Raw genomic sequence first — 9,363 nt, forward strand, 5'->3', positions numbered from 1 at the left:
AAGATGAGTAGCAATTCATCATATACAGCACCACCTTCGAGATTTCGATACATTTCGATCATCAGATCCAGATTATCTCTTTTATCTCGCTCTAGCTCACCCAACTCATACGCCTCACCATTGATGAGTAATATGGAATTCCTTAAATCGGCAGACCCGACATCCTCTCCTATGTCAAAGAAGCCAATGAAGCCAAATCTCGTCTTCCTGGGGGCTTCATTAAGATGGCCCGAGACGTCATCTCGCCAAACGGCGGCGAAATCGCCCCTCGCCGTAGCTATATGCTTCCCTGCAATCCGATCATCGATCACAGAAAGAATTCCGCCCTCCGAGATTTCTCGGTCAGCCCATCCATAAAGCACCAAAATTCCGCTGCCAAGAATTCTGCGCTCAATGTTTAGTTGATGACGCTCGAGGTTTGAATACTTTCGCTGCTCGCGAAAGCCATTCATAACAAAGTGCTGAGCCAACTCTTCATCAACGAAGGATACGAGGTCGCTGTTGTTGGACCTGTAAACAGCGAGATCCCATCCGAAAGCGGCCATCATGTCACTTACATTTGCCATTTCACTATCACTCATAATGTAGCCTGCTCATACAATTCGAATATCTCTGAGAAGTCCTTGTAGGAAAACTTCATATTTGAAGATATTTCGACGCTCCCAGCCTTGAGCAATCTTTCAAATGCTCTCTCGATGGCAACGGCACTGCCCGGACTCACAAATACAGTCGAATCCGTGCTTTCAAACCGTTCAGTTGCGGCAGGGAACTCTGTGCAGATCAATATCTTCCCCAACATAACTGCTTCATCTGCAGTTATGCAATAACTCTCTGGCCATAAAGAAGGAACCACCACCACATTGGCATCATGTAAGATATTCTTTAAGTTCGCAGAGCTATACACTCCACCAAGCCTTGAACGCACTTCGAGTGCGTGCAGTCTGGCCAATTGGGCCTCTATCTTTTTTCGATACTCTGGCTGGACAATGCTACCCCATATTGTGATAGAGATTCGCTTCGCATACTCAGGATGCTCCTCCACTAAGCTCTCTATAGCTGCCAATAGTAAGTGTACGCCCTTTGTTTGATGCACTTGACCTATGTATGCAACATTAAGGGTGTTGGTATCTATTTTACCTTCGGCTACTGTTGCCTTAAATGGGCCATTGGGAATGCAGACAATTGGCTCTCTCGTTTTTATAGACCTTTGAATTACGCCCGCTGTGTATTCGCTTACCGCAGTAACCACATCACACATTTCCACAATCGACGCCAGATGTGCTAGCCTGTGCTGGAAATAGTCATATCTGTACTCAGGCATGCAAGTTGCACATCGGGCAGGATGCGGACCATCACATATTCCATTATTGTTCTTTTGCACCAAGTGGCCATCATTGTGACAGACCAACATATGCTCATGAATGGTGAATATCTTCTTTGCTTTACTCGATGACAGCAAAGCAAACATGAAATCGATCCCGAATCCCATGAAGTGATGGAAGTGCAACTGTGTCGGATCGAAAGATTCAACTAGACGAATTATTGCCTGCTGCCCCTCATAGTCGTAATTTGTGAAGTATAGATAATCGAATCTGTCGCAGATATAAATAAACTCATCTGATTTGACTTGAATTAAGTTTGATCCTGCCGACCGCTTTGGACCGCCTCCAATCATTGCTCCAATGAACAGAGAACTACCTACGCCATGTTTTCGAACGTGCTCATCATGAAGGCGCTTCGCAACGGCCTGAGCACCCCCAGGACTTACATCTGGATGGCAGAACGAAAAATATACAGTTCTGGGGACTTTCTGATGCTCAAGTATTGAATCACTCTTTTTGAGCATTTTCCTGCTGCCTGCATTCATGTTAATTTCACTCGCCTAGATTACTCAAATGTCATCGCAGACATTTGAATTTTGTTATCACGCTGGTCTCAATTTTAAAATCGAGCGGCAAAAACTTTAGCGCAAAGAATTTCGTTCGATAGACCAACTGCTGTAATTGCTGTTCCGGTATACGTCACCCGTAAAGTGCCTGGGGTACCTTTGCAAGATCTGATCCCGCTCATGCTCCGCCCGCTTTTGCTTGCGTTCGTTCATAAAGTCGAACCCGCGTGATTTGGATTCGTAGTGCACCATGCTCAGCAGGGGCACGTAGAGCACGGCCAGGCCCAGCTCGCGCACGCGGATGCACCAGTCCACGTCGTTAAAGGTGACGCCGAAGTCGGCTTCGTTAAAGCCGCCGGTGGCCTCAAACACCTCGCGCCTGCAGCCCAAGAAGGCGCCGGTGGCACCGCTGACGGCGTGGGTGAGCTGTGTTTCGAACAGGGCCATCGCATCATCTGGCGGCTGCTCGGCGGCCACGTGGCCCACAAAGTTCTCGTAGCCAAATTGGATGCCGGCGTGCTGCAGGGTCATGTCCTCAAATAGCAGGCGGGCGCCCACGGCGCCTACGTGGGGGCGCTCTAGTTGGCCGCGCAAGATGTCGTCCCACTGGGGGGTGAGCATCAGGGTGTCGTTGTTGAGGATGAGCAGCAGTTCGCCCTTGGCGGCAGCGGCCATGCGGTTGTTGAGCTGGCTCCAATTGAAGGGCGCATCAATGCGCAGGCAGCGCAGGCGGCCTTCAGCTTGGGCCTGGGCCAGGTAGGCCAGGGTTTCGGGCTCGGTGCTGCCGTTGTCGGCCACCAGCACGTCCAGCGCTTCGGGGTGCAGGGCTTGGGCGTAGAGGCTCTCCACACACTGTTGCACCAGTTGCCAGTGGTCGCGCGTGGGGATCAGCACGCTCAAGATGGCTTTGGGGCGCTGCGGCGCCCAGCGCACCAGGGGCTTGGGCAGTTGCGGGGCGACTGGGTCTGGCACGCGTTGCCAGCGCTGGGCTTGCCAGGCGGCGGGCAGCAGGGGCTGCAGGGCCTCTGGGCTGGCTTGGGCCACCAGGCGGGGGTGGTCTACATCGGTGGGCTTGTCTTGGTTGATGTCCAGCGCTTCGTGGGTGCGGGTCAGCAGCCATTGGGGCACGTGGTGCAGCGGGCCTTGGGCGTGCAGGGCCCAGGCCAGGCGCTCGCGCTCGGGCAAGCTCAAGGGGTGCAGCGGGCTTTGGGCCACCAGGGCGGGCTGGTTGGCGTCGTCTGGCGCCGGGGGCTCGGGCATTTGCGGGTGGGCGGCCAGCAGGTGGGTGGCGGCCTGCAAGGCTTGGGCTTGCACGGCAAAGCTGGTGCCCAGCACGTTCAGTTCTAGCAGGGCGTCGGCGTCAAAGGCGGCGCGTAGCACCGGGGCCACGTGGCGCGGCGCGCGGTGCGGGGCTTGGCCCGTGCGGTGCTCCAGGCGGTCTTCGTCCCAATACAGGGCCACGGGGGCTTGGGGGGTGGCTTCGGGCTGGGCGGGGTTGGCCTCGGGCTGGGCGGCGCCCAGCAGCCAGGCCAGGGCGTGCGGGTCCAGCAGCTCGCCAGCGCGCAGCAGCAGGGTCCATTGTTTCGGGTCTTGGGCCAGGCGGGCCAGGGCTTGCTGGGCGTCTGCCCAGGTGGGCAGGTGGCGCAGTTGAGGGTGCACGGCGCCCAGCATGGCGGCCACGTCGGCCACGTCGGGCTCGTCGCCCACCACCCAGGCTTGCCAGGGCACGTCGCCCACTTGGTGGCGCAGGCTGTCGATGCTGATGCGCACGGCGGTGGCGCTGCGGGCTCGGGTGGCGTCGAGCAACACGGTAAAGCGCTGGCTGGGGCGCTGGTGGGGGCGACGGACCGGGCTGCTTTGTTCAGCCAGCAGCCAGGGCGGCGGGGCCACGCGGTGGGTTTGGCGGTAGAGGTCGAAGTGCTCCAGCGGAAAGGCGCTGTAGCTCAGGGCCTGGGGCACCATGCCGGCCAGCACGTCGAGCCGGTGCTTGATGTCGGCAAACTCTTTGGCCAGCATTTGGGCCACGCTGAGTTGGTCAAAAAAGCTGTTGCCGAAGGTGTAGGCCGGGCCCACCATCACGCCGCTGCTGGCTTCGTGCAGGGTGAAGCACACCGGCTGGCCGGGGGGGAAGAGCGTGGGGTTGTACTTGGCCCTGAAGCCAGCCATGCCGCTGCCGCCATAGAGCTGGTGGATGTCGGGCCGGTAGCTGTGGGCGCTGGCAGCAGCCACTAGGCGGCCGTTGTTGCGCACCTCCACTTGCAGTTGGGGGCGGCGGCCAGAGGCATCGACCACCCAGCCCTGGATGAACTCGCGGTTGACGAACTCGATCTTGCCCTTGAGGCGCAGTTGGCCGGCCAGCAGCAGGGTTGAAAGATCTTCCAGCGCCTGGGTGAACAGGCTGCCGTGGGCCAAGTAAAGCACCGGCGCTAAGGCCGGGTGGCTGGCCAAGCGCAGCAGCAGCTCGGCGGGGCATGGGGGCTCTTGGGCTACGCCAAGCTCAGCCCGAACGGCGCTGGCGTCAGCTTGAAGGGCAGGAGGGGTGGCCAGGTCAGCAGGCAGTGGCGCGCAGGCGGCGCGCTCGGTGAGCCACTGGCCCAGGCTGCTGCGCTGGGCCTCCGTGAGCTTGTCGTGCGGCAGGCTGCGTTGTTGCACCACGGCTTGCAGCACGTGGTAGTTGAACTCGTCGCTGCGCAGCATTTCGTCGGCAATGTCGTGCAGCGGGCGCAGCGGGGGTTTGCGCAGCAGTTGGGCCTCGGCTTCGCGGCCCAAGATGGCCAGGTAGAGCTGGCCCAGGTCTTCCGCGCTGGCCTCGCCCATCAGCGTGGGCAGGGGCTGGCCCGGTGGGGGCAAGAGAGTGTCTTGAGGCAGGTGCATACGCAGGCAGTCGGGCAGGGGCGGGGTCAGGCCACGGCAGCCGCGTCGGCCTGTGCAGCAGCCGGGTCGGGGGCCAGCGGAAAGAAGCGCTCAAACACTTGCGCATACCGCTGGGCCGACCCAGCCACGCTGCAGTGTTGGTGCATGTGGGCGCGGGCTCGCTGGCTCAGGTGCTGGCGAGCCTCGGTTTGTTGCATCAGGGCCTCAATGGTCTCGGCCAAGACAAAGGGGGTGCCGGGCTCCAGCGGCACTTTGCGGACTACCCCCTCGGGGTACTCCGCCGCTGGGCCAAAGTTGTGGACGATGGCGGGCAAGCCCAACACCAACGCACGGGCCAGGGTGCCTGAGCTTTCGCCCACAGTGGGGTAGCGCAGGTTGACCAGCAGGTCGGCCGCGCGAATGCAGTGGAAGAAGTCGTCTTCTTTCAGGAAGCCGGTGATGGTGGTTTCGGCCACCAGGTCGTGGCTGCGAATGTGGGCGTCGATGTCGAAGCTGGGGTTGCGCTCGCCGCCAATCAGGAAGCGGAACTTCAGGCCACGCTTTTTGAGCATGCCTAGAGCGGCCAAGGTGGCCTGCACTTGTTTGGGCGGGGTGATGTAGCCCAGCGCCAGCACGGTGAAAAGGTCTTGGTCCAGCCCGAGGCGGCTGCGGGCTTCTGCCCGGTCTAGGCCTTCGTAGTGCAGGGCTTGGGGCGCAAAGTGGTGGGGCACCACCACGGCGCGGGATTTGGCCTCGGAGGGGAGACGGTCAAACACCCACTGGCTGTGCACGATGATGCCGGTGGCCCGGCGCAGCACATGGCCGGTGAGGCTGAGGGTGAGCTTCTGGCTTTCCGAGAAGTAGCCCAGTTGCCGCAGGTCGGCCAGGGTGCCGCCAGGCTCGCCGTATTCGTCCACCATGGTGCGGCGGTAGGCGGCCACGTCGCCCAGCACCAGGGTGGCGTCTTCGACCAGGTAGTGCAGGTTGAAGTCGTGGATCACCACCACGCCTGGGCGCTTAAGAAATGCGTTATAGGCGAAGACGTGGTCGCGGTTGTTGCCCAGTTGGTAGACGGTGGGCGCGTTGTGCAGTTCGGGGCAGCGCTGGTATTCGTCGGGGGTGATGGCGCGCCAGGGCCGGTTGGCATAGGCCTTGGCCTGTGGTGCCACCACCACGATGTCGCGCTGTGGGCTGGCGGCCACCAGGTCGGCCAGCAGTTCAAGGCTGTAGTCGGCAATGCCACTCTTGGCGGGCGGCAGGGGTGTGAAGATCACCACAGGGTTGCGCGCAGGCGCGAACGCGCCCAGAGGATGGGGCTGTTGTGCGGACATATCAGACCTTGGGTTCGCCAGAGGCGGCAGGTGCGGCGGTGGGGGTGTGCTCTTGCGCGCGGCTGGCGGCCAGCATGGCGTTGACGTACTCGGCCACTTCGCGCTTGATTTGCCCGTGGGTGTGGGCTTTGAGAGCGGCCAGCTCGGCGCGGGTGTCGTCCAGTTGCTGGCGCAGGGATTGGGTCTCTTGTGCTTGTTGCTCCATCTGGCCCAAGCGTTGGGTCAGGCGCTGCAGGGCGGTGTGCACCCAGGCGCTGTCGCTGCTGTCGGTGCCGGGCTCGGCCGGGGCCGCAGGTGCACCACCCAGCTCTAACAGCCTGGCTTCCAGGGCTTGCACCAGGCTGGTGTTGTCAGCCAGGCGGCTTTCCAGCGCAGCCAGATGCGCCTGCTGGGTATCAACCACCGTGCGCAATGCTTCACTGAGCTTGCCCAGGCTGAGGTTGCCGATGAGTGAGCGCAAACCTTGCAGGTCGCTCAAGATCTTGGCGACACGCAAACCGTGGCTGGTGTGCAGATAGCGCTGGGGGTCGTTGAGGCTTTTGGCCCAAAGGTGGTTGTCGGGCAGGTCTTGTTCCAGCTTGGTGCCGCTGTAGCGGGCCACGTCAGAGCTGGCAATCTCCTTGAGCACCTTGAGCCGATGGCCAGGGTGCTGGCTCAGCACATAGAGGTAGTGCTCATACCCCCCTTGGTCCGGCCATTGGTGCTGCAAGGCCAAGTAGGCGTTGATGACAAAGTCTGAATCTGTGCCGTAGATCAGCTCGCTAGCGGGGATGCTGACAGGGAAACCGGGGAACTTGATAACGGCCATGGGGTGCGGAGGGTAGTCAGCGCAAAACTGCTGCGCCGGTGCTTACATCTCTTCCGCAAAAAAACATTGCGGGCGTGTATTGAATGTATCGAATGATAGTGGAGCAATGCACGGCATAGGTCAAAGCTATGTCAGCACACTAGGCAATTTATGCACACGGCATACCTCAATGCAAGGCCATAAGCCGTGACCATCCTTAGATGTAACGACCCCTTGTTTTAGGGGGGGCTGGGGCGATGGGATTCGCTTTGGCGGGCGCAACTTCAGTGCCGGCAAGACCGTGGGTTGAGCGCTCGGGAATGCTCGCACTATAAAAAGTCCGACCAGGGTACCTTCTTCAACGCCAGACGATTCAAGCCATGAACATCCAAAAGAACCCCTCCAACCGGACTGAGCACACATCCCCCGCACAGGTGCCGACCAGTCAGTTTGACGTGACCCCAGGGGTCGCAGGGAACGGCGGCTTGCGGATCAAGCTCACGCCCAAGGTCAGGCCCCCCGAGTTGAGCGCCCTTAAAGGTGAGGGAAGACCGGCAAAGATCGTGATCAAAGCAGCGCCCTCGGCGCTCGAGGCGCGGGAACGACAGCATGCAGAGAGCCTGGAGCGCGTCACCAGTCAGTTTGACGTGACCCCAGGGGTCGCAGAGAACGGCGGCTTGCGGATCAAGCTCACGCCCAAGGTCAGGCCCCCCGAGTTGAGCGCCCTTCAAGGTGAGGGAAGACCGGCAAAGATCGTGATCGAAGCAGCGCCCTCGGCGCTCGAGGCGCGGGAACGACAGCATGCAGAGAGCCTGGAGCGCGTCTTCAGCAATCTGACGGGCAGCTTGAAAGATCTGGGGCCCATCATTAGGCAGGCACTCGGCCCGCTGGACGAGCGCTGGGCCGAAAAGCTGCAAAAAATGGTGTTTGGAGGAGAAACGGCACTGAAGAAAGCAGTGCTGGTGACCGAGCAGGACTTGGGCAAGCTCAAAGGGCCATCAGGGCCCGGGCCGCAATGGGCGTTTGAGCAGCACAAAAAGTACGAGGAGTCCAAGGCGGCCGTGCAGGAGTACGGCCAGACGCTGCAGGCCTTGAAGGTCATCGTCCCGGCGGCGGAAACCCTAGTCAACGACTCCCTGCGTGGTCTTGAGGTGATTGACAAGTTGCTGGATGCTCACCACGGCACGCAAGCCAAGAACGAAGGTCAACCTAAAGCGCCTGATGCACAGAGTTGCCATGCGGCGGTGAAAGCGGCACAGAAAGATTTGGCAGCCTTGGAAAAGGCTGCCATGGCTGAGGTGCAGGAGTTTGGGGAGGGTCACCGCGCCAACTGGCAAACCGGCTTTCACCGAGCGACCACGGAGCTACAGAAAGCGGCAGCGCAGCTCAAAAACTTGGACCACTCTCGGGATGGCACGAAAGATGTGAAAGATGGCGTGGCCAAAGCGCGGCAGCGCGCGGGGGAGGATCTGGCTAAGCTCAACCTGTCCAGCTATGACCTGCGCCTGCAGCGGGCCCACACCATCGTGAAGCTGCAGCACATTGGCCAACAAGTGGCCGACTTGGAGCCGAGCCGCAGTGTGGCAGGCGGCCCGCCAGCCGCTGAACTGGCCGCTCAGGGCCAACCTGCGGCCAACCCGCGCCTGGCTCAGCAAGAGGAGGATCGCCAAGGTTTGGCGAAGGAGCTGCGGCAGCTCGACACTGCGTTCAACGCTTATGCCAACGCCGCAGAGCCGGCGCGCGGCAACATTCACCTCTCACGCCCTTCTTACCAAGGCCAAATCAAAACGCCTTCAGAGAATTTTTATGGTGCTCAGCGGGCGCTGCGGCAAGAGCTGGACGACTTGAGAGGACTGCTGGGGGACGCCAAGAGTTATGACCTGAAGGCCAGCTCATCCGCGCTGTTGGGCTCGATCGAGAAGATCAAGAAGGCAGCGGAGACGATGGAGACAGAGGGGGTCAACCCGTTCTGGAAGGAGAGTTCTTTGGCCCCCAGCCTGCACGACGTGAACAGCAGCTTGCAGCAAATGGAAGCCGCAGTGTTGGCACGACCCTATGACGGCAATATTTTTGACACCCTCACCAGCCCTCAAGAAGCGCTACAGACCGTGGACCATTTGCAGGTTCACCTGACGCGCCTGGAGCAAACCGCGCCGGGCTCTCTGAAGTTTTTTAAAGACGAAATGAAGGTGCTGGACGAGACCAAAGCCTTGCTGCAAAAGCAGGCCAACGCGGGCCAGAAATCAGCCGTGATGGATGGCACCGCCTTGCACCGGGTGTATGAACGTATTGCCGATGCGCTCAAGCGCCTGATCCCCAGCCTGCACGACGTGAACAGCAGCTTGCAGCAAATGGAAGCCGCAGTGTTGGCACGACGCTATGACGGCAATATTTTTGACACCCTCACCAGCCCTCAAGAAGCGCTACAGACCGTGGACCATTTGCAGGTTCACCTGACGCGCCTGGAGCAAACCGCGCCGGGCTCTCTGAAGTTTTTTAAAGAC

The 9,363-nt window shown here is 60.1% G+C and carries 6 protein-coding genes; 1 reads left to right on the forward strand and 5 read right to left on the reverse strand.

Annotated features, from left to right (window positions below; all coding sequences use genetic code 11):
- The 5 genes from ACIQ3Q_RS21590 to ACIQ3Q_RS21610 form a co-directional block, all read right to left on the reverse strand.
- On the reverse strand, window positions 1–581 hold a 581-nt coding region (locus ACIQ3Q_RS21590; protein WP_396271300.1), incomplete at its 3' end, for a hypothetical protein.
- Window positions 578–1,867: a glycosyltransferase gene (locus ACIQ3Q_RS21595; protein WP_396271301.1), complete on the reverse strand. Its 1,290-nt coding sequence runs from the start codon at window positions 1,865–1,867 to the stop codon at window positions 578–580. The genes ACIQ3Q_RS21595 and ACIQ3Q_RS21590, both read right to left, overlap by 4 nt.
- A 96-nt stretch (window positions 1,868–1,963) precedes the next feature.
- Window positions 1,964–4,762, reverse strand: a complete 2,799-nt coding sequence (locus tag ACIQ3Q_RS21600; protein WP_396271302.1) for a glycosyltransferase — start codon at window positions 4,760–4,762, stop codon at window positions 1,964–1,966.
- Window positions 4,763–4,788: 26 nt separating this feature from the next.
- Window positions 4,789–6,072, reverse strand: coding sequence for a glycosyltransferase family 4 protein (locus tag ACIQ3Q_RS21605; RefSeq protein WP_396271303.1), 1,284 nt, complete (start codon window positions 6,070–6,072; stop codon window positions 4,789–4,791).
- A gap of 1 nt (window position 6,073) precedes the next feature.
- Window positions 6,074–6,880, reverse strand: coding sequence for a hypothetical protein (locus ACIQ3Q_RS21610; protein WP_396271304.1), 807 nt, complete (start codon window positions 6,878–6,880; stop codon window positions 6,074–6,076).
- Between the two features lie 359 nt (window positions 6,881–7,239).
- Between ACIQ3Q_RS21610 and ACIQ3Q_RS21615 the strand changes: the two genes are divergently transcribed.
- On the forward strand, window positions 7,240–9,363 hold a 2,124-nt coding region (locus ACIQ3Q_RS21615; RefSeq protein WP_396271305.1), incomplete at its 3' end, for a hypothetical protein.

It is taken from the genome of Ideonella sp. (assembly GCF_044358605.1).
Classification (GTDB): Bacteria; Pseudomonadota; Gammaproteobacteria; order Burkholderiales; family Burkholderiaceae_C; genus Ideonella.